This window comes from Rhizobium sp. CG5 (assembly GCF_023701945.1).
Lineage (GTDB): Bacteria > Pseudomonadota > Alphaproteobacteria > Rhizobiales > Rhizobiaceae > Allorhizobium.
Genome location: NZ_JABAEF010000001.1, coordinates 420,487 through 445,011, shown reverse-complemented (window position 1 = coordinate 445,011; position 24,525 = coordinate 420,487). Strand labels below are relative to the sequence as shown.

Below are 24,525 nucleotides of genomic sequence, written 5' to 3'. Positions count from 1 at the left end.
TTCACAGGCCTCAGCATTCGACCACGTTCACGGCCAGACCGCCGAGCGAGGTCTCCTTGTATTTCTCGCTCATATCGTTACCGGTCTGGCGCATGGTCTCGATACAGGCGTCCAGCGGCACGAAATGCTGGCCGTCGCCCTTCAGCGCCAGGGACGCCGCGGTGACCGCCTTGACCGCGCCCAGCGCATTGCGCTCGATGCAGGGAACCTGCACAAGCCCGCCGACCGGATCGCAGGTCATGCCCAGGTGATGCTCGAGCGCAATCTCGGCCGCATTCTCGATCTGCTCCGGCGAACCACCCATGACGGCCGCAAGTCCAGCCGCCGCCATGGCAGCCGCCGACCCTACCTCACCCTGGCAGCCGACTTCGGCACCGGAGATCGAGGCATTGTGCTTGATCAGCCCGCCGACAGCCGCGGCAGTCAGAAGATAGTCGCGGATGCCATCCTGGTCGGCATCGGGATGAAAATGCAGGTAATAGCGGATCGTCGCCGGGATGACCCCGGCCGCCCCATTGGTCGGCGCGGTCACGACCCGGCCACCGCCGGCATTTTCCTCGTTGACCGCCATGGCGTAGACCGACAGCCAGTCATTGGCGAGCAGCGGATTGGCGCGATTGCTGCGCCATTCCTCCTGCAGCTGGTCGTGGATGGAGCGCGCCCGGCGCCGCACGTTCAGGCCGCCCGGAAGCGTGCCGTCATGGCGCAGGCCACGGTCGATGCAGCCGCTCATGGCATCCCAGATGCCGTCGAGACCGGCATCGAGCGCCTCGCCCGTCATCGTCGCCTCTTCATTGGCGCGCTTCATCTGGGCGATCGACAGGCCGGAGGCCTGCGCCATGTCGAGCATCTGCCGCGCCGTGGCAAAGGGGTAAGGCACCTTGATGGACGACGCCGCCTTCTTGTTCTTCTGCATCGCCGAAAGTTCGGTATCCGTCACGACGAACCCGCCGCCGATCGAGTAATAGACGGTGGTCAAGAGCAGCCTGCCGTCACGATCGAAGGCGGAAAAGCGCATGCCGTTGGCATGACCCGGCAGGGGCGTCTTCTTGTCGAAGATCAGGTCTTCGCCCGGATGGAACCGATAGACCGGATGGCCGGGCGGACAGACCGTGCCGCTGACCGAGACCTCGGCGATCAGCGTATCCATCTGATCGGGATCGACCCGGTCCGGCGTGCCGCCGGTCAGGCCGATAATCACCGCGCGATCGGTGCCGTGACCGATGCCGGTATAGGCCAGCGAGCCATGCAGGCTGACCTTGAGCGAGGCGACGGCAGCACCGGCCGGGCGCGGCCATTCATCGGACAGGATGAGGTCGAGAAACCGCTTGCCCGCCGACATCGGCCCCATCGTATGGGAACTCGACGGGCCTACGCCGATCTTGAAGACATCGAAAACCGAAAGAAACATTGAAATCGCGCCTTTGCGTGGAGCCCTGAACCTTGGCCATGAAGCTAAGCTATCACAGGATTCGAACCCGGTGACCCACCGACATTCGCTTTCATCCATGCGACACGCTCACATCCGCCCCAATAAAAAAGCAGCGTGGCTCTTTCGGGCCACGCTGCCAATCAGGATTGTACCAGTGTCAGGTGTCAGATTTTTCCAAACAGATAGGCGATGGCCAAAATACCGACAAATCCTGCCAGGGCGCGCAATGTGACACCCCAGCAAGACTTCTGGATGCTATCTTCCATGATATCTCCGATGTTCAACTCTTGGCGAAAGGCTATCCCCCGACCGCCCTTCGCTTCCCCTGATCTATTAAAATTCGAGGCTCTTCGCAACTGCAAAAACGGCAGAAAGGTGGCGGTGAAGACATGACAGCCATGTGACAAGCGCATGGAACACTTGTCTTTCAGCAACTTACCGGACTTTTTTGAACAAAGCGCCGCATAAGATGTGCCGCAATTTCGACCAATGCGTTTCCTTTCGTTAAAACAGTTGTCCACAGGCTCCGGCGAATCTAACAATGCCGGCATCGCCGCAAGCTCGGATTCGCCTATGACCCTGTTGGACCTCGCCGCCCTCGCGCTATTTGCCTGCCTCTGGCTGCTGTTTTCCTGGGTGACCGGTGGCGCGCGCATCTTTCCGCGTGTCAGCCTGACCCAGGCCATGGCCGAGCGGCGCCGCGAATGGTTCCGCAATTCATTGAACCGCGACCTCAAGATGATCGACACGCAGATCCTGGCCGGCCTTCAAAACGGCACGGCCTTCTTCGCCTCGACCTCGATTTTTGCGATCGGCGGCTGCTTTGCCATGCTGGGGGCCACCGAACAGGTCGATGCCGTGTTCCGTGACCTGCCCTTCTTCGCCCAGGGTGGCCGAGCCGCCTTTGAACTCAAGGTCTGCGGCCTGATCGCCATTTTCGGCTATTCCTTCTTCAAATTCGGCTGGTCCTACCGCCTGTTCAACTATTGCACCATCCTGTTCGGCGCCATGCCGATGATGGAGGAGGCGCGCCGCGATCCGCAGGCGGCCGAGCGAGCCGTCGAAACCGTCGTGCAGATGAACATCATCGCCGCCAAACATTTCAATGCCGGCCTTCGAGCGATCTTCCTGTCGATCGGCTATCTCGGCTGGTTCGTCAGCGCCCCGGTTTTCATGGTGTCGACGCTCTTCGTGTTTTTCGTGCTGGTCCGCCGGCAGTTCTTCTCCGAAGCCCGCCTGGCCGTCATGGAGACCGACAGGTCATGAAAAGGCCGCGATTGAGCGGTTTGGCGGGGTTGCCGTTGATCCAGGCCGCCCATTCAAGGCTCAACCAGACCCGATAGGAATTTTCCCGTGTCCAGTCCCTCGCTCTTGCCGACTACCGCCACGCCCACCCCGCGGATCGGCCTGTTGGATGCGGCCCGCGGGCTGGCGCTGATCGCCATGGCCTCCTACCACTTCACCTGGGATCTGGAATTCTTCGGTTATATCGAACCCGGCACCGCCACCCATGGCTGGTGGAAGATCTATGCCCGGCTAATTGCCGGCACTTTCCTGTTTCTGGCCGGCGCCAGTCTGGCGCTTGCCCACGAGCCGGCCATTCGCTGGCGCTCGTTCGGCAAGCGCTTTGCCGTGGTCGCCGGAGCCGCGGCCGCCATTACGGTTGCCACGGCCATTGCCATGCCGCAGGGCATGATCTTCTTCGGCATCCTGCACTGCATTGCCCTGACCAGCCTGCTGGCGCTGCCCTTCCTGCGATTGCCGATCGTCTTTGCCGTGCTGGCTGCGGTCGTCAGCATCGTCGTGCCGATCTATCTTCATTCGCCGATCTTCGACGCGCCGTGGTTCTGGTGGCTCGGCCTGTCGGAAAACCTGCCGCGCTCCAACGACTACGTGCCGTTGCTGCCATGGTTTGCGCCCGTGCTGCTGGGACTTGCCGCGATGCGGATCGCAAGGCGGTTCGGCTGGCTCGACGCGCTGGCGGCCTTGCCGAAGGGGCCGGGCCTACTGCGCCTGGCCGGCCGGCACAGCCTTCTCGTCTATCTGCTGCACCAGCCGGTGCTGATCGCGCTGGTCTATCTGGCCAGCCTGCTGGCGCCACCGCCGCCGCCGGACCCGCTGGCCGGCTACATGCGCAGTTGCGAGGCCTCCTGCGCGGCGCAGGGCTCCGAGGCCGCGGTCTGCACCCGTTTCTGCGGCTGCACCCTAACCAGCCTGCAGCAGGCGCAGCTGTTCGAACCGCTCCAGTCTGGCGCAATCCAGGCGGAGCACGATGAAAGGATATTGAAGATCGCGCGCGAATGCACAGCAGCAAGCCAATGATCGGACATATCGATGAACGCCTATCGCCTGAGGCCTCTGAACTTCCCCTGGCCACCCGTGCTCTACGGGGCCGCCTTCCTGGCCGCCATTCTGCTTGACCACTTGGTCGGGCGAATGCCGGCGACGACGATGACCGGACCCCTGCCCTGGATCGTGGGTGGACTGACCGCCAGCTTCGCCTTAGCGCTCGACATCTGGGCGGTGCGTACCCTGATGCTGTTCCACACCACCGTCATGCCGCACCGCTGCGCCTGCCGGCTGGTGACCAGCGGACCCTTTCGGTTCACCCGCAACCCGATCTATCTCGGCTATACCTTGATGATGATCGCCCTTGGCCTTCTGACCAGTAATCCCTGGTTCTTTATCGCAGCACCGGCCGCAGCGATCGCCACGACGCTTCTGGCGATCCGCTGCGAGGAAATGCACCTGCTCGCCCGCTTCGGCGTCGATTTCGAACGCTATTGCCGGCGAACCCGGCGCTGGGTCTGACCCCTCGGCGTGACCTGCCGATCGGACCTCAGGTTCCGACGCCGATTTCCACCAGCCGGGTCAGGCAGGCTTCCTCCACATGGTCGAGTTCGGCCAGAGTCTCGTCGATATCCTTGCGTTTCTGCCGCAGTTCTTCGCGCTTCTCGTCGATTCGCTTCATCAGCAGCTTCAGCTGGCCGATCTCGCCGGGCGGCTCCTTGTAGACATGAATCACTTCGCGGATTTCGGCGATCGTGAAGCCGATGCGCCGGCCGCGCAGGATTTCCTGGATCAGCCGTCGATCTGCGGCCCTGTAGAGGCGCGTACGACCGCGGCGTTCGGGATGGATCAGACCCTCGTCCTCGTAAAAACGAAGCGTGCGGGTCGACACTCCGAACTCGCGTGTCAATTCTGTAATGCTGAAAAATTTCGTCACAAGCGTTCCGTTTCCGTATTGAACGCTCATAATATTGACTGTTACGTAAAAGTCAATTTTTTGCCCCTCAGCCGGACATGAACCACCAGGTGGCAAGTCCCAGGAAGCTGAAAAATCCGGTCGTATCGGTGATCGCGGTCACGAAAACCGCCGAGGACACCGCCGGATCGGCCCCTGCCCGGTCGAGCAGCAGCGGAATGAGAATGCCGGCCATGGCGGCGGCAAACATGTTGATCAGCATCGCCGTCGCGATCAGACCGCCGATATGGTAATCCTGGAACCAGAAGCCCGCAACCGTGCCGACCAGGGTGCCGATCAGCACGCCGTTGATCAGCCCGACGCCCGCCTCGCGCCGGGCGACGCGCCAGGCATTGTGGATGTCGAGATTGCGGGTCGCCAGGGCCCGCACGGTCACCGTCATGGTCTGCGATCCGGCATTGCCGCCCATCCCGGCGACGATCGGCATCAGGATGGCCAGGGCAACGACCTCCTCGATGGTGGCCTCGAACATAGAAATGACGGAGGCCGACAAAAAGGCCGTCACCAGATTGACCAGCAGCCACGGCACGCGCGACCGTGAGGTCTCGCGCACGCTGTCCGACAGTTCTTCATCGCCGACGCCGCCGAGGCGCATCAGGTCTTCCTCGGCTTCTTCCTGGATCACGTCGACGACGTCGTCGATCGTCAGCACGCCGACCAGCCGGCCGTTCTCGTCGACCACGGCCGCCGACAGCAAGTCGTATTGCTCGAACACCTGCGCCGCCTCTTCCTGGTCCATCTCGGCCGGGATCGGGTGATTGGTTTCGCGCATGATGGTCTCGATCTTCACCTGCCGCTTGGCGCGCAGAATGCGGTCGAGATCGATGGTGCCGAGCAGCTTGAAGGTCGGATCGATGACGAAGATCTGCGTGAACGTCTCCGGCAGGCCCTCCTCGTCGCGCATGTAGTCGATCGTCTGGCCGACCGTCCAGAATGGCGGCACGGCGACGAATTCGGTCTGCATGCGCCGGCCGGCCGAGCTTTCCGGATAGTCGAGCGCCCGGCGCAGCCGCACCCGTTCGGTAAACGGCAATTGCGCCAGGATTTCTTCCCGGTCGGCATGGTCGAGGTCTTCGAGAATGTAGACGGCATCGTCCGAATCAAGATCGCCGATCGCCGCGGCGATCTGCGCATTCGACATCTGCTCGACGATCTGCAGGCGGATCGTCTCGTCGACTTCCGTCAGCGCCGTCATGTCGAAATCATCGCCGAGCAGCCGCACCAGCGCATAGCGCTGCTCGGGCTGGATCGATTCGATCAGGTCACCCATTTCCGATTCGTGCAGGCGCGCCACGCTCTGGCGCAGGAACAGCACATCGCGGTCGGCGATTGCGGCCCCCACCATGGCCAGAAAATCGGAGCGGATCGAGCCGTCTTCGCCATAGATGTCGGCCTGACGGTCATCAGGGGCGGCGCGCAGGCGGATATCATCGCCGATATTGGTCATTTCCGCTCCCGCCTTGATGAACCCGACAGCCGCAGGGACTGATCGGCCGAGTTGGAGAATGGCGCCTGAAAGCCCATTGTCAACAATCCTCTAGCGTCTTTGAGTGACGCTATTGCAAATGCCGACATGCCCCTGCTACCCCATTCGTCCTATCAGGTCCAGCAATGGTGGCCAGCCGGCAAAGCAAGACCCATGCAGCAAGGCGGGCCACCCCCGAAAGGCATCGCGATGAAGCGCCAGATCGTCTATTTTCCCGATGCCGCCCTGAGCCGTCCCTGCATAGCGATGACAAGTTTTGACCAGGCGCTGCGCGATCTCGCCGATGATCTTTACGACACGCTGCGTGCCGCACCGGGCGTCGGCATCACTGCCGCCCATATCGGCATAGCCTCACGGCTGGTGGTGCTCGATTTGCCCGAACTGGGCGGCCGGCGAACCTATGTCAATCCCGACATCACCTGGTTTTCGCCCGACCTGATGAGCCATACCGAGGGCAGCATCTCCATGCCCGGTGCCACCGAGACCGTCACCCGTCCCAAGGCGATCACCGTGCGCTATCAGGACCTCGATGGACAGGCGATCGAAGAGCGGATGGAGGATTTTGCGGCGATCTGCATGCAGCACGAGGTGGATCAGCTCGACGGCATGTTCTGGCTGAAGCGCCTGTCCAAGCTGAAGCGCGACCGGCTGGTGCGCAAATGGGAAAAGTCGCAGCGGCAGGGCGCTTGAAGCGAAAATCTGCAGCATCCCGAAAACGAAAAAACCCGCCGAAGCGGGTTTATCTGGTGCGGTCGAGAAGACTCGAACTTCCACGGGTTGCCCCACAGCGACCTCAACGCTGCGCGTCTACCAATTCCGCCACGACCGCATCGTGGTAGATGCCGAACTGCTCCGGCGGGGCTGCATGTAGCAAAAGCGATTGGGGTGCACAAGGCCACCATGACAGATTTTTGATAATTCGCCGACCCGCCGATCGGGGCCGCTGCGAACACGTTGCAAACCGCCGCACTTGAAGTGTCTCGGCTTTCTTGCCAATTAGAGACAAAGGAAGTCATGACCATGCTGCGCACCGATATTCAGACCGAAATGCTGCCCATACCCGGCTCGCCGCCGGTCCGGTGGCGAATCTCCGAAGGCCTCGTTCCTTACGAGACGGCGGTCGCGGAGATGGAGGCGGAAGTGGCCGCCATTGCGGACGGCAGCGCCGATGAACTGGTCTGGCTGCTGGAGCATCCGCCGCTCTATACCGGCGGCACCAGCGCCAAGCCGGACGGCCTGATCGACATCGACCGTTTTCCGGTGTTTGCGACCGGCCGCGGCGGCGAATACACCTATCATGGTCCCGGCCAGCGCATCGCCTATGTCATGCTCGACCTCAAGCGCCGCCGCCCTGATGTGCGCGCCTATGTGGCGGCCCTCGAAGACGTCATCATCCGCACGCTCGACCTGATGAACGTGCGCGGCGAGCGGCGCGAGGATCGGGTCGGCGTCTGGGTGCGCCGTCCCGAAAAGCCCCTGCTGCCGGATGGCAGCATGGCCGAGGACAAGATCGCCGCCCTTGGCATTCGCCTGCGCCGCTGGGTCAGCTTCCACGGCCTGTCGCTCAATGTCGATCCGGATCTCAGCCATTACGGCGGCATCGTGCCATGCGGCATCTCGGCCTATGGCGTCACCAGCCTGGTCGATCTCGGCCTGCCGGTCATGATGGCCGATGTCGACATGCGGCTGCGGGACGCCTTCGAGCAGGTCTTTGGCGCAACGGCGGACGCACCGCGCCCGTGAGGATCAGGCCCGGCTGCTGAAGGCCCCGTTGCCACGTTCGGTCTCGAACCGTTCGATCTGCCTGGACAGCACCGTCATCAGCCGGCCGGTCTCCTGATGCAATTCGTTGAGCCGCAGCAGTTGGTGGCGCATGGCCTCGACCGGCAATTGCCCGTCACTCTCCGCCGGCCCCTCGCCATTGCCGGTCATCAGCCACATCGGTGAAACGCCGAGAATGCCGGCCAGATTGACGAGGCGCGACGGCCGCGGCTCGGATCGGTCGGATTCCCAGGCATGCAGGGTCTCATCCTTGACGCCGAGCCGGTTGGCGAGCGTGTTCAGGTCAATGCCGACCGCGTCGCGGGCCGCCGAGAGACGTCCGCCAAGCGTATCGTCGCTGGCATCGGGAATAAGGGCGCTGTTATGTCGTAGAGCCATGATGCTCTCCTCTGCTTGGCGCGGGGTCGGTGCCCGGTAACGGACACCGGATCGCAAGGCGCATAGCGTTGATCATCGACCGGGACGAAAGAAGCGATGGCGCTTCGGACGGTCCCGGAATGGTCCGGCCGGTCATTCGGCAGAGCCCTATCATAGGAACATGGGACGGGATGGGCCACCCCGAAAGCGCCGAAAACCGCGCTTTCATGCGACTTACGATGAAAACTTCGGCAGAACTCCAGGTGCACTAGCGGCAAATGCCCATAGGACAGGCGACCGGAAGCGCGTGCTGGATGTCGATCACGACATCCGTCGAGTGTTCTTGAACTGCATCGAACCGCGTGCTTGATAGGTTTTTCACGAAAGCCCGACTCGATGTCCGATCCCAAGCTCAGCACGTCCCCCCATCCCACGGCGTCAAATCCGCTGCGCGGCATGGCGCTGATGGCGGGCTGCATGCTGGTTCTGCCGGGCATGGATGCGATTGCCAAATACATGGCGAATGTCGAAGGCATGTCGCCGGGCCAGATCACCTTCTATCGTTTCTTCTTTCAGCTGGTCTGCACCCTACCCGTCCTCGTCCTGCTGCAGGGGCGACAGGCCTTTTCTGCCCGCCGGCCGGGGCTGAACCTGTTGCGCGGCGCGCTGCATGGCGCCGCCAGCCTGATGTTTTTCGCCGCCGTCAAATACATGCCGCTGGCCGACGTCTTCGCCATCTATTTCGTCGAACCCTTCATCCTGACCGCGCTGTCGGCGCTTTTCCTCGGTGATCGCGTCGGCTGGCGACGCTGGCTTGCCATCCTGGTCGGCTTCGGCGGCGCGATGATCGTCATCCAGCCGAGTTATGCCATCTTCGGCTGGACGGCGCTGCTGCCGGTTGCCTGCGCCTTCCTGTTCGCGCTCTACATGTTCCTCAACCGGGCGCTTGGCGAAGCCGATACGCCGATGACCATGCAGACCATGGCAGGCCTTGGCGGCACGGCCTTCATGGGGCTGGCGCTGATGGCCGGCAGCAGCTTTGGCAGCGGCGATTTTGAGATGTCGCTGCCGGCCTCAGGCCTTGGCCTGGCGCTGCTGCTGCTGCTCGGCTCAATCTCCGGCTATATCCACCTGCTGGTGGTGCGGGCCTTCCGCATGGCGCCGCTCTCGGTGCTGGCCCCGTTCCAGTATTTCGAGATCATCGCCGCAACCGTGCTGGGTTACGCCCTGTTCGGCGACTTCCCGACCCTGTCGAAATGGTCGGGCATCGCAATCATTGTCGGCTCCGGCCTTTTCATCCTCTGGCGCGAGCAGAACCACGTCAGAAGCGTAAAAAGCGACTGAGGCCGTGTAGAGTTCGTCAACCGCATTCCTTGTCAAAATCGCAATATTTCTGACCTAGAAAAACGCCCAGTTTCATGATGAAACTGGGGATAAAAGATGAGCGAATTCCGTCTCTCTTTTCCGGCATGTGTTATCGCCGGGAAAAACAGGCTCAATGCCGACGACGTCATACTTCTGCGCAAATATACCTTTCCGTATGGCATCCAGACTTCCGTCGATGTCGTCACCATGCTGGCGCTCAACAATTCCTGTCCTGAGAAATGCGAGGAGTGGTCGACCTTTTTTGTCGAGACCCTCACCCATTACATCGTCCATCAATGCTATCCCCAGGGCACGCTCGACGACATCAATGCCGGTTGGATCCGGCTGATGTTCACCACCGATGGCGTCATCAATTCGCCGCTGGAACTGGAACTCGTGCTGCATATCATCGAGGTTGCATCCCGTGTGCCGGCCAGCCTGTCGGTGCTGGCGCTTGACCAGGTGCGCCTGGCGCTGAGCAACGGCATGGGCGCCTATCATCTCATCCGCGGCCATCGAGGTGCACGCATGCTGGCCGGCGACCTTAACTATGTGCTTCGCGTGCTGCGCGGTGGCTGCGGCCCGGACATTGGTGCTCTGAGCCCGGAACAGGCCAGTGCCATCCAGCGCATCGACCGGGCTGCCGTTCACGGCAGCAGCCATCCCGACTGGCACGCCTTCACCGCCTCGCTCGGAACGCTGGCACCGCAACCGGTCGAGCCCGTCCGGTCACGCTGGCTGCGGGTCAGCGACGCATTCCTGCTCGACGAAGCCGCGGCTTGAGCCGAGGACGGGCCGGCCCGCCAGCCGGCCCACCTGTTGATTTTTGCTAAAATGCAACATCGCTTGGAAACCTTCCCGATAGGCAGGTCCTGCTAAGCTCCATCCAGCAGAAACCGGCTCTGTCCGGAAGGAATGGGAATGCAGACGATGGCCCCGGCGCTATTATTGCTCGCGATCAATATCGGCTTGCTCTGGCTGCTGATGGCCGCCCCGCTCGGCCGGCGGACCATTTCGCTCACCCGCACCATGCGGGCCAGTCCGCTCGATCTGTGGAACGCCATCCGACCGGCCGGCGGTATCGCAGACTGGCACCCCTCGATCACGGCAGAGCGCATGCCGAACCCCTCCGCCGACCGGCTACAGCAATCCCTGCGCCAGCCGGATCGCCACCGACAGCCGATCAAACGAACCCTGGCCGTCGATATCGAGGAAAAGCCGGAGGGTGGCGTCTACCGGGTCGATTCACGGGTCGTCGCCGACAGCAGTCTCGACATGGCCTTCTGGAAGGAGTTTCGCGATCGCCGAACCGTGACGCCGGCCGGCCAAGGCGCCCGCCTGACCGTCGCGCAGACCGACCACTATCGCGGCATGGCCTTCTACCTCTACCGCTATCTGACGCTGTATCGCGAAATCGGCGCCCTGGAGCGCTTTCTCGACAGCGGCCAGCGGGCAAGCACCGGCTGGCTGGAACATCCGGCCGTCACCGTCCTGCTGGCGGTCGCCTCCACCCTGATGCTCTGGCCGTTTTTCGGCCTGACCCGCAACGGGCTGATGATCTCGACCATGCTGACCGTGGTGATCATCCTGCATGAACTCGGCCATATGACTGCCTATCGCGCCTTCGGTCACCGCAGCACACGCATGGTCTTCGTGCCGCTGCTGGGCGGCATTGCGATCGGCGGACGGCCCTATAACAGCCATTTCGAGGTCGCGACCTGCGCCCTGATGGGACCCGGCATCTCGGCCTTCCTGGTCCCGATCCTGATTGCCGCCGAGCAATCCGTCGGCGTCCACCTTCTGCCGCCGGCTGTCGACGGCCACTTGCTGGTCTTCCTGCTCATCCTCGGCGCTTTCAATCTGCTCAATCTGCTGCCGATGTACCGTTTCGATGGTGGCCAGGTCCTGCGCCAGATCTTTCCAAGCCGCGGCGCGCTTGCGGCCGGCAGTTTCGGCATCACCGCGGTCATCCTGTGGACCGGATGGCGAATCGGCGTGCCGACCACCGCCCTGCTGGCCGCCCTGTCGGTTTTCACCCTGATGAGCCTGATGGCCGCGGTCGGCATCAAGCCGCGCCACAAGCTCGTCGAAATGACCAACCCGGAACGGCTGATGGCCGGCTTCGGCCTCTACGCGGCCGTGTCCATCCACGCCTATGCCGTCATCTATGCCTGCGATCACCTGATCCGCTGAGGGCAACACGGATCCACGGCTTGACAGGCGTGCCCTGGATTGTTTCAAGATCGCTCATGGAAAATCGCAATCCCCCGCTCCTTCCCGGCTATTCGCCGGTGCCGCCCGGCAAGATCGCCAATGTCGAAACGCGTCTCGAGATGCTGGCAAGACCGGCTGCGAAAGCGCCGCCTCCCGCCGCCGCCTCGCTGTCCCTGCACCGCTGGGAAGCGCCGACCCTCGCCGATTATCGGGCGCTGTTCCGCGCTGTCGGCCAGAACTGGATGTGGGTGTCGCGACTGGTCATGGCCGACGACAGGCTCGCTGCGATCCTTGCTGAGCCGCGCGTTGAGATATACCGCTTGATGGACGATAACCGGGCAATCGGCCTGCTGGAGCTGGATTTCCGGCACGACGGCGAATGCGAACTGGCCTTTTTCGGCCTGGTCTCCGATGCCATCGGCAAGGGTGCGGGACGCCTGATGATGAGCCATGCGATCGAGCTGGCCTGGAGCCGGCCGATCCGGCGGTTCTGGGTGCATACCTGCACCCATGATTCGCAGGCCGCCTTGCCGTTCTATTGCCGGTCCGGCTTTGTCCCCTTTGCCACCCTGGTCGAAGTCATTGACGATCCCCGCCTGAAAGGTGTGATGCCCCGCCAGGCGGCGCCGCATGTGCCATTGATCGAGCCCTGACCATCCCTGCCGGATTGCGACATCGGCGGGCCGTTTTCCGGGTTGAGCCGGAACGCCTCACCGTGCAAAAGTCGCCCCAACCCATCAATCGAGGAGTAAGCACCATGGACGTTCGCGCCGCCGTTGCCGTGCAGGCCGGAAAACCACTTGAAATCATGACCGTTCAACTCGAAGGCCCGCGGGCCGGCGAGGTGCTGATCGAGGTCAAGGCGACGGGCATCTGCCATACCGACGATTTCACCCTGTCGGGTGCCGACCCCGAAGGCCTGTTTCCGGCCATTCTCGGCCATGAGGGCGCTGGCATCGTCGTCGACATCGGCCCCGGCGTGACGTCGGTGAAGAAGGGCGACCATGTCATCCCGCTCTATACGCCCGAATGCCGCGAGTGCTATTCCTGCCTTAGCCGCAAGACCAATCTCTGCACCGCCATCCGCTCGACGCAAGGCCAGGGCCTGATGCCGGATGGCACCTCGCGGTTCTCGATCGGCAAGGACAAGATCCACCATTACATGGGCTGCTCGACCTTTTCGAATTTCACCGTGCTGCCGGAAATTGCGGTCGCCAAGGTCAACCCCGACGCCCCCTTCGACAAGATCTGCTATATCGGCTGCGGCGTGACCACCGGCATCGGTGCCGTCATCAACACCGCCAAGGTCGAGATCGGCGCGACGGCCATCGTCTTCGGGCTTGGCGGCATCGGGCTGAACGTGCTGCAGGGCCTGCGGCTGGCCGGTGCCGACATGATCATCGGCGTCGACATCAACAATGACCGCAAGGAATGGGGCGAAAAGTTCGGCATGACGCATTTCGTCAATCCGAAGGAGGTCGGCGACGACATCGTGCCGTACCTCGTCAACCTGACCAAGCGCAATGGCGACCTGATCGGCGGCGCCGACTACACCTTCGACTGCACCGGCAATACCAAGGTGATGCGCCAGGCGCTGGAAGCCTCCCATCGCGGCTGGGGCAAGTCGATCATCATCGGGGTGGCCGGCGCCGGCCAGGAAATCTCCACCCGTCCGTTCCAGCTGGTCACCGGCCGCAACTGGATGGGCACGGCGTTTGGCGGCGCCCGCGGCCGCACCGACGTGCCGAAGATCGTTGACTGGTACATGGCCGGCAAGATCCAGATCGACCCGATGATCACCCACACCATGCCGCTCGACGACATCAACAAGGGTTTCGACATGATGCACAAGGGCGAAAGCATCCGCGGCGTCGTGATCTATTGATCGATCGAAGGCGCGGTTGACCCGGTAAAAGTCAGCCCGGATCGGCCGCGCCAGCGCCCCAGACAGTCGATCGGATGCTAATGTAACGCCGTTGGCATTCAACGATTCTTGAGGGGGGTAGACCTATGTCCATACGGGCACTTTTGACAGCATGCGCATTGATCCTGGTTCCGGCGGCAGCCTTCGCCGACCCGACCGGCACCTTCAAAGTGACCGGCAGCAACGAGGATGCGACCGAGGAATATACCGGCACCGTGAAAGTGGTCCGCACCGGACAGACCTATGCGGTCTACTGGACGATTGCCGGCGATGAATTCGTCGGAACCGGCCTTGGCGCCAAATTCATCGGCGACCGTTTCGAAATGGGTCCGGCGTCCGACGATGACACGGCCATCTCGGTCGGCTATGTCTCCAAGGAGAATTTCGGCATCGCCATGTATTTCGAGCAGCCGGACGGCAGCTGGCAGGGTGTCTGGACCTATGGCGGTTCGGAAAAGGTGATCGCCGAGAACTGGACGCGCTAGCATTTGTCAGGCAAAGGAGCAGGCGTTCGCGAGCAAGGAAGGCACGAGACTCCGTGATCTATGTCGACGCAGACGCCTGCCCGGTCAAACCGGAAATCCTCAAAGTCGCCGAGCGCCATGGCATGGAGGTGACCCTGGTCGCCAATTCCGGCCTGCGCCCGTCGCGTGATCCGATGGTGAAGAATGTCATCGTCTCCAGTGGCTTCGATGCCGCCGATGACTGGATCGCCGAGCGCGCCGGACCGGGCGACATCGTCGTGACGGCCGATGTGCCGCTGGCCGGTCGTTGCGTCGGGGCCGGCGCATCGGTCACCGGCCCGACCGGCCGTGTCTTTGATCAGGCCAATATCGGCATGGCAACCGCCATGCGCGACCTTGGCGCCCATTTGCGCGAGACCGGCGAGAGCAAGGGCTACAATGCCGCCTTTTCGCCGCGCGACCGCTCCGCCTTCCTGGAAACCCTTGACAGGCTGTGCCGCCGCGTCAAGAAATGACCGCGCCCGTCCGGGCTCTGAATGGCCGATGCCGGGTGAAAGCATGACCCTGAACTGGATTCTCGATCACCGCTACCGCTCCTTCATGGCCGCCGGTGGACTGGCGCTGCTGGCCGTGCCGGTGATTGCCTATTGGGCGCCCGACATTGCCATCGAAGGCCCGGCGCTGTTGTTCTTCACCGTTTACCTGCTGCTGTCCTGGTTAAGGCTCAAGCGGTTGACGCCGGCCTATCTGAAGGTGCACGCCGATGCGGCCGATGCGCCGGCCTTCATGATCTTCGTTGCCACCGCACTGGCGATCGTCGCCGCCATCGGCTCGCTCTTCCTGGCACTGAACCGAGATGTGACCGGCGGTGTGTTCGAGCTGCTGCTGGCCTTCGGCTCGGTGCTGTTCGGTTGGCTGGCCATCCATACCATGGCGGCCATGCATTATGCCCATGTGTTCTGGAAGCCGGTCGGCAAGCCGGTAGACGGCAAGCGACAGCATCGCGGCGGGCTCGAATTTCCCGGCACGCCGGAACCGTCGGGCTACGATTTCGTCTACTTCTCCTTCGTCATCGGCATGACCGCCCAGACCTCGGACGTGCAGATCACCACCACGGCGATGCGCAAGCTCAACCTGGTGCACGCCACCGTCTCCTATTTCTTCAACACCGTGCTGATCGCCGCCGCCGTCAACGCCGCGGTGTCGCTGGCAGCCTGACCTCAACACCCCAAGCTTCAAGACCCGAATTTCACGACCCAAATTTCACGACAAGGAAATCCCGATGAATGTCATTTCCCAGAACACCGCATTTGGCGGCATGCAGGGCGTCTTCTCCCACGCCTCCGAGACCTGCCAGTGCGACATGACCTTTGCGGTCTTTGTCCCGCCCCAGGCGATCGCCGAGAAGCGGCCGGTGCTGTGGTATCTCTCGGGCCTCACCTGCACCCATGCCAATGTCATGGACAAGGGCGAGTATCGCCGCATGGCCGCCGAGCTCGGGCTGATCATCGTCTGCCCCGATACCAGCCCGCGCGGTAATGACGTGCCCGACGAACTCACCAACTGGAAAATGGGCAAGGGCGCCGGCATGTATCTCGATGCCACCGAGCAGCCGTGGTCTGAGCATTTCCGGATGTACAGCTATATCACCGAGGAACTGCCGGCCCTGATCGGCGAACAGTTCCGCGCCGACATGGCGCGCCAGGGCATTTTCGGCCATTCCATGGGCGGCCATGGCGCCATGACGATTGCGCTGAAGAACCCCGAGCGCTTCAAGAGCTGCTCGGCCTTCGCACCGATCGTCGAGCCCAGCACCGCCGACTGGACGCAGGACGCCTTTGAAAAATATCTCGGCGCCGACACGTCAGCATGGCGCCCCTATGACGCCTGTGCATTGGTCAAGGATGGTGCCCGTTTCCCCGAATTCCTGATCGACCAGGGCAGAGCCGACAGCTTTTTGGATACGGGCCTGCGGCCCTGGCTGTTCGAAGAGGCGGTCAAGGACACCGATATCGCCCTGACGCTTCGCCTGCACGAGCGCTACGACCACTCCTACTTCTTCATCTCGACCTTCATGGACGACCATCTGAAATGGCATGCCGAGCGGCTGGGATAGAGCTGCCGCAACCGTCAGACCAGCCCAGGCATCTTCCGCCGCAGCAGGTCCAGAACCAGCCGAGCCCCTTCCTCACCGGAGGGGTTTTGCGTCTGCAGGGTCTGCCAGACGCGGTCAAAGCCCTCCAGCATGGCGCGGCGCTGCAGCGTGTCGGACGACAGCCTGTCCAGCCAACGCGACAGAGCGCCGGCCCGGACCGAATCGTTGAAATATTCCGGCACCACAGGATAATCGGCGATCAGGTTGGGCAGAGCTGCCGTCCAGATGCGGATCTTGAAATTGAGCAGCTTGATCAGCCAATCGGTCTTGTAGGCCGAGACAACCGGCACGCCGGCCAGCGCCAGCTCCAGAAGCACCGTGCCGGATGCTGCCAGCGCCGCATCGGCCTCGGCAAAGCCCTGCCACTTGGCGGCATCGCCGATCAACAGCTCGGGCTTCACCGGCCAGGCCGCGACAATCTCCCGAACGGTCTTTTCCTGGCGCGGCACGGTGGGAAGCACAAAGCGGGCTTCACCATTGCGGGCGACGAAATCCTGCACGGCCTCACCGAAGACCGGCAGCAGCGATGAAATCTCGGCGCGGCGCGACCCCGGCAGCAGCATGATGGTCTTGGGCGTACCCGCCGCAGGCGCCCCTCTGGCCGCCCGTTTGGCCCGCGTCTCGAGCAATTGCGGCACGGTGGTCAGCCGGTGGCCGACGAAATGGGTTTCAGGCCCGCCAAGCCGCTGCATCGCCTCCGGTTCGAAGGGCAGCACGGCCAAGACTTCGTCGACATAGGAGAGCATCTGCTTGGCGCGGTATTCCTTCCACGCCCAGACGCTCGGGCAGACGTAATTGACCACCACAAGATTCGGAAGGGCCGCCCGCACCTTGCGCGCCACCCGATGGGTAAAATCCGGGCTGTCGACGATCAGCAGCAGGTCTGGCTTGGCGTCGACGATGGCCCTGGCCGTCTCGCCAATCAGCCGGATGAAGCGCGGCAGACGCGCCAGCACCTGGGTGATGCCCATCACCGACAATTCGGAAAAATCGAACAGCGAGCGTAGCCCTTGCGCCTCCAGCGCCTCGCCGCCGACACCGACCAGCTCGATATCCCGCCCGGATTGAACCTTCAGCGCAACGATCAGATCCGCCCCGAGCAGATCGCCCGACACTTCGCCGGCAATGACGGCAACCTTCAGGGCCCTGGCGCTCACATCAGGTCTCCCGGTAGGCCAAGATCGACGCCGCACACGAACAGGCCGGCCTCATCGGCCGCCGCCAGCATGGCCTCGCGCTCGATGATCAGCGCCCGGCCGGACTCCACCGCAATGCCGGCCAGGCCGGCATGGGACGCCTCGGCAACGGTCGAGAGACCGACGGTCGGCAGATCGGCGCGGACATCCTGCTGCGGCTTGCACAGCTTGACCAGAACTCCCTTGCGGCGGCTGGATATCCGGCCCTCGGCGCGCAACTCCGCCACCCGCTTCAGCATGCGGTCCGTGCCCTCGACCCCTTCCAGCGCGACGATGCGTCCGCCAACGCTGACCGCCCCCTGCCCGACATCCAGACGGCCCAGCACCTCGGCCGCCTTTGCCGCGGTCTGGATATCGCGCCGATCGTCGTCGCCCGGACGATGCGCACCCAGCGGCCCGGTGGTCGCCAGCAGGCCCGGCGCGATCTCCTGCGCCCCCACCACGTCGACGCCCTGCGCCTCGATCAGCTTGATGACCATGGTCAAGACGGCATCGTCACCGCCGGCCAACAGCGTGCGCAGCGCCGATGGCAGTTTCAGGATCGAGCGAAGGTTGACATGGATCTCGCCGAAATGCGGCCGCCGGCGGACACCGCCCGACATCACCACCCGACCAATCCCCTTGGCCTTCAGCAAGGCCGACAGTCCGGCCATATCGCCGACGCCGATCGACACGCCGTCGAACGCCTCGAAGCGCTGGTCGGCTTCGTCCTTCAGCCGGAAGACGAACGGATTTTCGCCCGCCGCGCGGGCCGCCTCCGCCACGAAGACCGGCAGCATGCCGCTGCCGGCAATGACCGCCAACCGGCCCGTTCGCCTGGCGGCCGTCTCCGCCACGCGCTTAGCTCTTGCCCCGGAAGGGCGACGACAGGGCGCGATCGCTGTCGGCGGCGATGAAATCGAGGATTTCCATGGCCTGCGGGCAATCGGCATGCTCGTCGCGAATGGCTGCCGCCTTGGCGCGGATCGCGCCTTCTTCTTCGAAAATATGCTTGTAGACCCGGCGCACCTGGTGAATGACCGAGCGCTCGATGCCGGCCCGGGTCATGCCGACCACGTTCAACCCGCCGAGCAGGCCCGGATTGCCGTTCAGCATGCCATAGGGGATGACATCGTAGCTGACGGCCGACAGCCCGCCGATAAAGGCCTGGCGGCCGATGCGCGTGAACTGGTGCACGGCGCAGCCGCCGCCGAGAATGGCCCGATCGGCAATCGACACATGGCCGGCCAGCATGACATTGTTCGACAGGATGATGTGATTGCCGAGCTGGCAATCATGGGCGACATGGGAATTGGCCAGAAACAGGTTGTTGCTGCCGACCACCGTCTTGCCACCGCCCTCGGTGGTACCGGTGTTCATCGTCACGCCTTCGCGCATCGTGCAATGGTCGCCGACGCTCAAGGTCGTCTCTTCGCCAGCATGATGAATGCTCTGCGGATCGCCGCCGATGACCGCATTGGGAAACATCGTGCAGCCCTTGCCGATCACCGTGCGGCCGGTGACCACGACATGCGACAGGAGGGTCACGCCGTCCTTCAGCTCCACCTTCGGGCCGACATGGCAGAACGGGCCGATCGACACGTTCTCGCCGATCACGGCTCCGTCTTCCACCACCGAAAGGGGGTGAATTCTTGCGCTGGACGCTATCGAACTCATTTCTTGTCCTTGTTGGCGATCATCGCGCCGATATCCGCTTCGGCCACCAGAACACCATCGACCTTCGCGTCACAATGGAACTTCCAGATATTGCCGCGCTGTTTCTGCTTGGTGACATGATACTCCACCCGGTCGCCGGGCACCACCGGCTTGCGGAAGCGGGCATTGTCGATGGTCATGAAATAGACCAGGTTGCCACCGTCGCCCTGCTTGCGGGCACAGATGGCGCCTGCCGTCTGGGCCATGCCCTCGACAAGCAGCACACCCGGCATGATCGGCTGTTCCGGGAAATGCCCCGTGAAGCACGGCTCGTTGGCCGTGACATTCTTGATGCCGATGGCGGAATCGTCGCCATCGATGTCGATGATGCGATCGACCAGCAGAAAGGGATAGCGATGGGGAAGGAGCCGCATGATCTCGAGAATGTCGGCAGCACCCAGTGCTTCTTTTGGCTCGACGGTCATGTATCCCCCCTTCTGGCTTTGGCGCGGTTGTCGGCGCGACTGGCGATTTCAGCGATGTCGCGCAGGAAGTCTTTCATCGGACGGGCCGGGATGCCGCCATAGCGTTCGCCGGCCGGAATGCTGGCGACGACGCCGCTCATGGCGGCGATCTGTACGCCGGCGCCGATCTGGATATGGCCGTTGACAGCGGTCGCCCCGCCGATCTGCACGCCGTCGCCGATCACCGTGCTGCCGGCAATGCCGACCTGGCTGACAATGGCACAGTGGCGGCCGATCCGCACGTTGTGGGCAATCTGCACCTGGTTGTCGATCTTGGTGCCCTCGCCGATGACAGTGTCATCCATGGTGCCGCGGTCGATCGTGGTATTGGCGCCGATCTCGACATGGTCCTGAAGGATGACGCGGCCGATCTGCACGATTTTCAGCATGCCGCGCGGTCCCGGCGCATAGCCGAAACCGTCCTGGCCAATCCGGGCTCCGTTATGAATGATCACGCCATTGCCGATCAGCGACGACAGCACACTGGCACCGGCGGCAATCGAGCAGTCGCGGCCGATCCTGACGCCGCGTCCGATAATCGCCCCTGCCCCGATATGGCTGCCCGTGCCGATCTCGACATCCGCCCCGATCACCGCCAGCGGCTCGATGACCACGCCCGGCTCCAGCCGCGCCGATGGATCGACGAAAGCGGACGGCGCGATGTCGGAGACGGCATCGACGATGGCAACCGGACGCATGGCGAGCGGATGCAGAAGCGCGCCCGCAATCGCAAAGGCCGCATGCGGATGGGCCGTCAACAGGACCGGGATGTGGTCGGGAACCAGCGAGCGAAGCGACGCATCGCAGAGAATGGCCGAGGCCTGGCAGGTCGCCAGTTCGCCGCGGTTCTTGCGCGACAGGATATAGCAGAGATCGCCATCCTTCGCCCGATGAACGGGCGAAACCGAGCGGATCCTGCGATCACCGGTGGTCTCGTCAACAAGTTCCGCCCCAAGATGGGAAGCCAGCGCTGAAAGGCTGACCCCCTCATGGGGCGGGAAGAAATGATCATGCACCATAAACAATCGTCCCAGACCGGTTTTCTTGCCTGAGGCTCAGATGTCTGAGATCAGAACTGATTGGCCATGGAGAACCGGAATTCCTGCGTTTCGTCGAAGTCTTCCTTCATAACCGGAATAGCATAGTCGAAGCGCAGCGGACCGAAAGGTGAGATCCAGATGATGCCGGCGCCGACCGAAGCGCGCAGGCTCATGTCGGTGCCCTGAACACCGGCCGAATTGGCAACGTCGTTGCCATAGAGCGTACCGGCATCCGCAAAGAACGCGGCGCGCAGGTTGAAGTCCTGCGGAACGCCCGGGATCGGCATGCTCGCCTCAGCCGAAGCGGTGAAGTAGGTCGTACCGCCCAGTGCATCGCCATTCGCCATGCGCGGACCGATACCGCCATTTTCAAAGCCGCGGATTTCCTTGCCGCCGATCATGAACTGATCGAAGATGTTCAGGTTGTCGCCCGTGCCGATGACATGGCCAGCGCTACCCGACAGCGAGCCGATGATATCGGCTTCGTCAGACAGCGTCTGATAATACTTGACCTTGCCGTAGAGCTTGTAGAACTCGGAATCACCACCGAGGCCCGCAAATTCATGGGTGAAGGTGGCATAGACACCTTCGCGCGCCAGGATACGGTCGTCCAGCGTATTATAGACAATCGAATGACCGAACACAGACTGGGTGAAGGAGCCCTGGTTGACGAGATCCTGATAGGGAGCCGACAGATTGTCGATATCGCCATCGAGCGTGTAGTCCAGTTCCTTGTAGGTATAGCGGAACGTCGTCGCCAGCTCTTCGGTGATCGGCGCGGTGATGCGCAGCGTGCCGCCCTGCTCTTCGTAATCGTAATAGTCGTTGCTGCTGGTATTGCTCTTGAACAGGTCAAAACCGGCCGCCAGACGATAACCGAGGAAATACGGCTCGGTGAAGGAGAAGTTGTAGGTCTGGCTGTCTTCGTCGCCGGCGCCTGCGGCAACGCGGATGAACTGGCCGCGACCGAGGAAGTTCTTTTCCTCGACAGAGGCTTCGACCATCAGGCCATCGCCACCAACGGAATAGCCGGCACCGATGCCGAACGAACCGGTCGACTGATCCTCGACATTGACGACGATGACAACCCGGTCGGGAGCGCTACCGGCAGCCGTGCCGATATTGACCGAGGTGAAATAGCCCAGAGCCTCAAGCCGACGCTTGGCCCGGGAAATGACTTCCTGGTTAAAAGCATCGCCTTCGCTGATGTCGAACTCGCGACGGATGACATAATCGCGGGTGCGGGTGTTGCCGCGAATTTCGATGCGCTCGACATAGGCCCGATCACCCTGGTCAACCAGGTAGGTGACGCCGATCGTGTTGTTCTCAAGATTGCGGTCGCCGCGCGGCACGACGCGGGCAAAGGGATAACCTGCCGCCGAAACCCGCTGCGAGATCGCTTCGATCGACTTCTGCACGTCGCGGGCGCTGTAGGTGTCACCGGCGCGGGTCTCAAGCAGACCGCCGAGCTCTTTGCCGTCGATACCCTCGACCGTGCTTTCGACGGCCACATTGCCGAACTTGTAGCGCTGACCTTCATCGACGGTGATGGTGATGGCGTATTCGTTGGTTTCCTCGTTCATCGTCGCATCCGACGAGATCACCCGGAAATCGGCGTAGCCGTGATTGTAGTAGAACTGGCGCAGCGCTTCTTCGTCGGCGCGCAGCTTGTCTTCGTTATAAACGTCCTTGCGGGTCAGGAACGACAGCGGGCTCGACTTCTTGGTGGTCAGCACGGCTGCCAGACGACCATCGCCATAGGCCTGGTTACCGACGAAATTGATCTGCGAAATCTTGGTGCGATCGCCTTCGTTGATCACGAAAGCCAGGTTCACGCGGCCTTCGCCAACCGGCACGACCTGCGTCGTCACTTCGATGTCGCTGCGGCCGATCGTCCGATAGGCATCGCGGATGCGCTCGATATCGGCATTGACCAGCGTATCGCTGTAGGGACCGAGCGGCTGGGTCTGGACGGCGGCGGCCAGCTTGTCGTCCTTGATCTTGCGGTTGCCGTTGAACACGACCTGATTGACCAGCTGGTTTTCAGAAACCGAAACCACCAGGCTGCCACCGGAAACCGAGATGCGGACATCGGAGAAGAAGCCGGTCGCGTAGAGACGCTTCACGGATTCATCGATATCGGTATTGGAGAAACTCTTGCCCGGCTGAATGGTGATGTTGGAGCGAACCGCTTCAACGCCAACCCGCTGCGCCCCGCGCACATCGATACGCTGGATGACAGCCGCGTGAGCCACCACCGCCGATCCGAGGACCAGGACGCCAGCGCCCGAAGATACAACACCAGCAGACAGCGCGACCGCCGATACCGCGTTCAAAAATCTTGAACCAGCCTTCATGTGAACTACTAACCTTTTTTCCGTTGTCCGTCAGTCCAGGAGACCGACTCCGGCCCTTTGGTGGTTTTAACCGGTTTTACCCTACAAGCAAGGCTGCCGGTTAATTTCTGTTTACTTCGTTTCAACCCGTGACCCAATCGCCACTATCAACTTGAAACATCGTAAACAAATCCTATCCGGCTTTGCAAGAAGGCCCTACCCGATCAGCCTGCTAATATCATTCCACGTTGCAAAAACCATCAGCGACAGGATCATCGCCATACCGATCCGGAAGGCGATTTCCTGCGCATTGGCACTGACCGGTTTCCCGCGCAGTGCCTCAAGCGCATAAAGGATAAGATGGCCGCCATCAAGCACTGGAATCGGCATAAGGTTTAAAAGTCCGATCGATACAGAGAGAACCGCTGCCAGTTGCAGCAGCGCGGCAATGCCGAGCGTCGCCATCTGGCCCGATGCCTGCGCCACCCGGACCGGCCCGCCAAGCTGATCGGCGTTCATCCGGCCGGTCAGCAGATTGGAGAGATAATCGAAGGTGCCGGTGACCACGTGCCAGGTCTGGCGGGCGCCTTCGCCCACCGACTGCAGCGGTGTCAGTTTTTCCACACGGAAATTGCCGCTCTGCTGGTTGGTGACGATGCCGATCAGGCCGATTTCCATCTTGTTGCCGAAACGGTCGGTCATTTCGGTGCGGCGCGGCACCATCTGCAGGTCGAGCGTCATGTCGGCGCGCCGGATGGTGACCACGATCGGCAGTTCCGGCCGCACGCTGACATAGCGAACCACATCGTCGAAGGTGGACACGGATTTGCCGTCAAGCGCCACCAGCACGTCGCCGGGCATGACGCCGGCGGCCGCCGCCGCACTATCGGCTTTCACTTCGGCGACCACCGGATCGGCAAGCGGCCGACCGTAGATGGCGAAGATCACCGAAAAAATCACGATGGCCAGCAGAAAATTGGCAATCGGGCCGGCTGCCACGGTCGCCGCCCTTTTCCACAGCTTTGCGCCGGACAAGGTCTGTGCCTTCTCCTCCGGCGTCAGGCTTGAGAGTTCCGCCTCGTCGGGCTTGCTGGCCGCATCGGCATCGCCGAAGAAGCGCACATAGCCACCGAGCGGAATGGCCGACAGCTTCCAGCGCGTGCCATGGCGATCGTTGAAACCGACGAGTTCAGGCCCGAATCCGATGGAAAAGGCCAAAATCCGGATACCGGACCAGCGGCCGACCAGATAATGGCCCATTTCATGGACAAAAACCAGCAGCGACAGGACCAGGACAAAGGGCACGATATAGCCCGTGAGGAAGCCGAACACAGCCATCAGTCCATCCAT

Annotated in this window: 26 protein-coding genes and 1 tRNA gene; 14 read left to right on the top strand and 13 right to left on the bottom strand. The window is 62.5% G+C overall.

All coding sequences use genetic code 11. The annotated features are described in order from the left end of the window. Positions 1-10: 10 nt before the first annotated feature. The gene (locus HGO38_RS02230; RefSeq protein WP_250954278.1) at positions 11-1,411 is read right to left on the bottom strand and encodes an L-serine ammonia-lyase; all 1,401 of its coding nucleotides are present in this window, start codon (positions 1,409-1,411) and stop codon (positions 11-13) included. 185 nt (positions 1,412-1,596) lie between these two features. Further along, the gene (locus HGO38_RS02225; protein WP_250954277.1) at positions 1,597-1,983 is read right to left on the bottom strand and encodes a hypothetical protein; all 387 of its coding nucleotides are present in this window, start codon (positions 1,981-1,983) and stop codon (positions 1,597-1,599) included. A gap of 22 nt (positions 1,984-2,005) precedes the next feature. On the opposite strand from HGO38_RS02225, the gene HGO38_RS02220 reads away from it, so the two are divergent. From HGO38_RS02220 to HGO38_RS02210, 3 genes are all read left to right on the top strand, one after another. Further along, positions 2,006-2,698, top strand: a complete 693-nt coding sequence (locus tag HGO38_RS02220) for a DUF599 domain-containing protein (RefSeq protein ID WP_250954276.1) — start codon at positions 2,006-2,008, stop codon at positions 2,696-2,698. Between the two features lie 87 nt (positions 2,699-2,785). Continuing rightward, the gene (locus HGO38_RS02215; RefSeq protein WP_250954275.1) at positions 2,786-3,754 is read left to right on the top strand and encodes a heparan-alpha-glucosaminide N-acetyltransferase; all 969 of its coding nucleotides are present in this window, start codon (positions 2,786-2,788) and stop codon (positions 3,752-3,754) included. Positions 3,755-3,766: 12 nt separating this feature from the next. Further along, complete coding sequence (locus HGO38_RS02210) at positions 3,767-4,243, top strand: methyltransferase family protein (protein WP_250954274.1); 477 nt, start codon at positions 3,767-3,769, stop codon at positions 4,241-4,243. 28 nt (positions 4,244-4,271) lie between these two features. On the opposite strand, the gene HGO38_RS02205 is transcribed toward HGO38_RS02210, so the two are convergent. Beyond that, on the bottom strand, positions 4,272-4,688 hold the full coding sequence (locus HGO38_RS02205) for a MerR family transcriptional regulator (protein ID WP_250954273.1): 417 nt from the start codon (positions 4,686-4,688) through the stop codon (positions 4,272-4,274). A 37-nt stretch (positions 4,689-4,725) separates the two neighbouring features. Then, on the bottom strand, positions 4,726-6,144 hold the full coding sequence (gene mgtE, locus HGO38_RS02200; RefSeq protein WP_250954272.1) for a magnesium transporter: 1,419 nt from the start codon (positions 6,142-6,144) through the stop codon (positions 4,726-4,728). Between the two features lie 228 nt (positions 6,145-6,372). On the opposite strand from mgtE, the gene HGO38_RS02195 reads away from it, so the two are divergent. After that, positions 6,373-6,873: a peptide deformylase gene (locus HGO38_RS02195; protein ID WP_250954507.1), complete on the top strand. Its 501-nt coding sequence runs from the start codon at positions 6,373-6,375 to the stop codon at positions 6,871-6,873. A 54-nt stretch (positions 6,874-6,927) separates the two neighbouring features. Here the strand turns inward: HGO38_RS02195 and HGO38_RS02190 are convergent. Beyond that, positions 6,928-7,012, bottom strand: a tRNA-Leu gene (locus HGO38_RS02190). Between the two features lie 191 nt (positions 7,013-7,203). Here HGO38_RS02190 and lipB point away from each other — a divergent pair. Continuing rightward, a complete protein-coding gene (gene lipB / locus HGO38_RS02185; RefSeq protein WP_250954271.1) occupies positions 7,204-7,926 on the top strand; it encodes a lipoyl(octanoyl) transferase LipB in 723 nt (240 codons plus the stop codon). Between the two features lie 3 nt (positions 7,927-7,929). On the opposite strand, the gene HGO38_RS02180 is transcribed toward lipB, so the two are convergent. Further along, complete coding sequence (locus tag HGO38_RS02180; protein WP_250954270.1) at positions 7,930-8,343, bottom strand: helix-turn-helix domain-containing protein; 414 nt, start codon at positions 8,341-8,343, stop codon at positions 7,930-7,932. A 375-nt stretch (positions 8,344-8,718) separates the two neighbouring features. On the opposite strand from HGO38_RS02180, the gene HGO38_RS02175 reads away from it, so the two are divergent. From HGO38_RS02175 to fghA, 9 genes are all read left to right on the top strand, one after another. Beyond that, entirely contained in the window at positions 8,719-9,666 is a 948-nt protein-coding gene (locus HGO38_RS02175; protein ID WP_250954269.1) for a DMT family transporter, read from the top strand. Positions 9,667-9,762: 96 nt separating this feature from the next. Further along, positions 9,763-10,470, top strand: a complete 708-nt coding sequence (locus HGO38_RS02170) for a hypothetical protein (protein WP_250954268.1) — start codon at positions 9,763-9,765, stop codon at positions 10,468-10,470. A gap of 138 nt (positions 10,471-10,608) precedes the next feature. Further along, positions 10,609-11,880: a zinc metalloprotease gene (locus HGO38_RS02165; protein WP_250954267.1), complete on the top strand. Its 1,272-nt coding sequence runs from the start codon at positions 10,609-10,611 to the stop codon at positions 11,878-11,880. A gap of 56 nt (positions 11,881-11,936) precedes the next feature. Then, positions 11,937-12,554: a GNAT family N-acetyltransferase gene (locus tag HGO38_RS02160; RefSeq protein WP_250954266.1), complete on the top strand. Its 618-nt coding sequence runs from the start codon at positions 11,937-11,939 to the stop codon at positions 12,552-12,554. A 104-nt stretch (positions 12,555-12,658) separates the two neighbouring features. Then, the gene (locus HGO38_RS02155; RefSeq protein ID WP_250954265.1) at positions 12,659-13,786 is read left to right on the top strand and encodes an S-(hydroxymethyl)glutathione dehydrogenase/class III alcohol dehydrogenase; all 1,128 of its coding nucleotides are present in this window, start codon (positions 12,659-12,661) and stop codon (positions 13,784-13,786) included. Between the two features lie 125 nt (positions 13,787-13,911). Next, positions 13,912-14,310 carry a hypothetical protein gene (locus tag HGO38_RS02150; RefSeq protein ID WP_250954264.1) on the top strand — a complete coding sequence of 133 codons (399 nt, stop codon included), beginning with the start codon at positions 13,912-13,914 and terminating at the stop codon, positions 14,308-14,310. A 53-nt stretch (positions 14,311-14,363) separates the two neighbouring features. After that, entirely contained in the window at positions 14,364-14,804 is a 441-nt protein-coding gene (locus tag HGO38_RS02145) for a YaiI/YqxD family protein (protein ID WP_168472876.1), read from the top strand. A 43-nt stretch (positions 14,805-14,847) separates the two neighbouring features. Continuing rightward, positions 14,848-15,507, top strand: a complete 660-nt coding sequence (locus HGO38_RS02140; protein ID WP_502941480.1) for a DUF1345 domain-containing protein — start codon at positions 14,848-14,850, stop codon at positions 15,505-15,507. A 64-nt stretch (positions 15,508-15,571) separates the two neighbouring features. Beyond that, the gene (fghA, locus tag HGO38_RS02135) at positions 15,572-16,405 is read left to right on the top strand and encodes an S-formylglutathione hydrolase (protein ID WP_250954263.1); all 834 of its coding nucleotides are present in this window, start codon (positions 15,572-15,574) and stop codon (positions 16,403-16,405) included. A gap of 14 nt (positions 16,406-16,419) precedes the next feature. Here the strand turns inward: fghA and lpxB are convergent, their stop codons facing one another. From lpxB to rseP, 7 genes are all read right to left on the bottom strand, one after another. Further along, positions 16,420-17,601 carry a lipid-A-disaccharide synthase gene (gene lpxB / locus HGO38_RS02130; protein WP_250954262.1) on the bottom strand — a complete coding sequence of 394 codons (1,182 nt, stop codon included), beginning with the start codon at positions 17,599-17,601 and terminating at the stop codon, positions 16,420-16,422. Continuing rightward, positions 17,598-18,476, bottom strand: coding sequence for an LpxI family protein (locus tag HGO38_RS02125; protein ID WP_352230452.1), 879 nt, complete (start codon positions 18,474-18,476; stop codon positions 17,598-17,600). The genes lpxB and HGO38_RS02125 overlap by 4 nt, the downstream gene beginning before the upstream one ends. A gap of 4 nt (positions 18,477-18,480) precedes the next feature. Next, entirely contained in the window at positions 18,481-19,296 is an 816-nt protein-coding gene (gene lpxA / locus HGO38_RS02120; RefSeq protein ID WP_250954261.1) for an acyl-ACP--UDP-N-acetylglucosamine O-acyltransferase, read from the bottom strand. Next, a complete protein-coding gene (gene fabZ / locus HGO38_RS02115) occupies positions 19,293-19,760 on the bottom strand; it encodes a 3-hydroxyacyl-ACP dehydratase FabZ (RefSeq protein ID WP_250954260.1) in 468 nt (155 codons plus the stop codon). The genes lpxA and fabZ overlap by 4 nt, the downstream gene beginning before the upstream one ends. Further along, on the bottom strand, positions 19,757-20,818 hold the full coding sequence (gene lpxD, locus HGO38_RS02110; protein ID WP_250954259.1) for a UDP-3-O-(3-hydroxymyristoyl)glucosamine N-acyltransferase: 1,062 nt from the start codon (positions 20,816-20,818) through the stop codon (positions 19,757-19,759). Before lpxD ends, fabZ begins: the two co-directional genes overlap by 4 nt. Positions 20,819-20,868: 50 nt before the next feature. Beyond that, positions 20,869-23,196: an outer membrane protein assembly factor BamA gene (gene bamA, locus HGO38_RS02105; protein ID WP_250954258.1), complete on the bottom strand. Its 2,328-nt coding sequence runs from the start codon at positions 23,194-23,196 to the stop codon at positions 20,869-20,871. Positions 23,197-23,391: 195 nt separating this feature from the next. Next, positions 23,392-24,513: an RIP metalloprotease RseP gene (gene rseP, locus HGO38_RS02100; RefSeq protein ID WP_250954504.1), complete on the bottom strand. Its 1,122-nt coding sequence runs from the start codon at positions 24,511-24,513 to the stop codon at positions 23,392-23,394. Positions 24,514-24,525 lie beyond the last annotated feature (12 nt).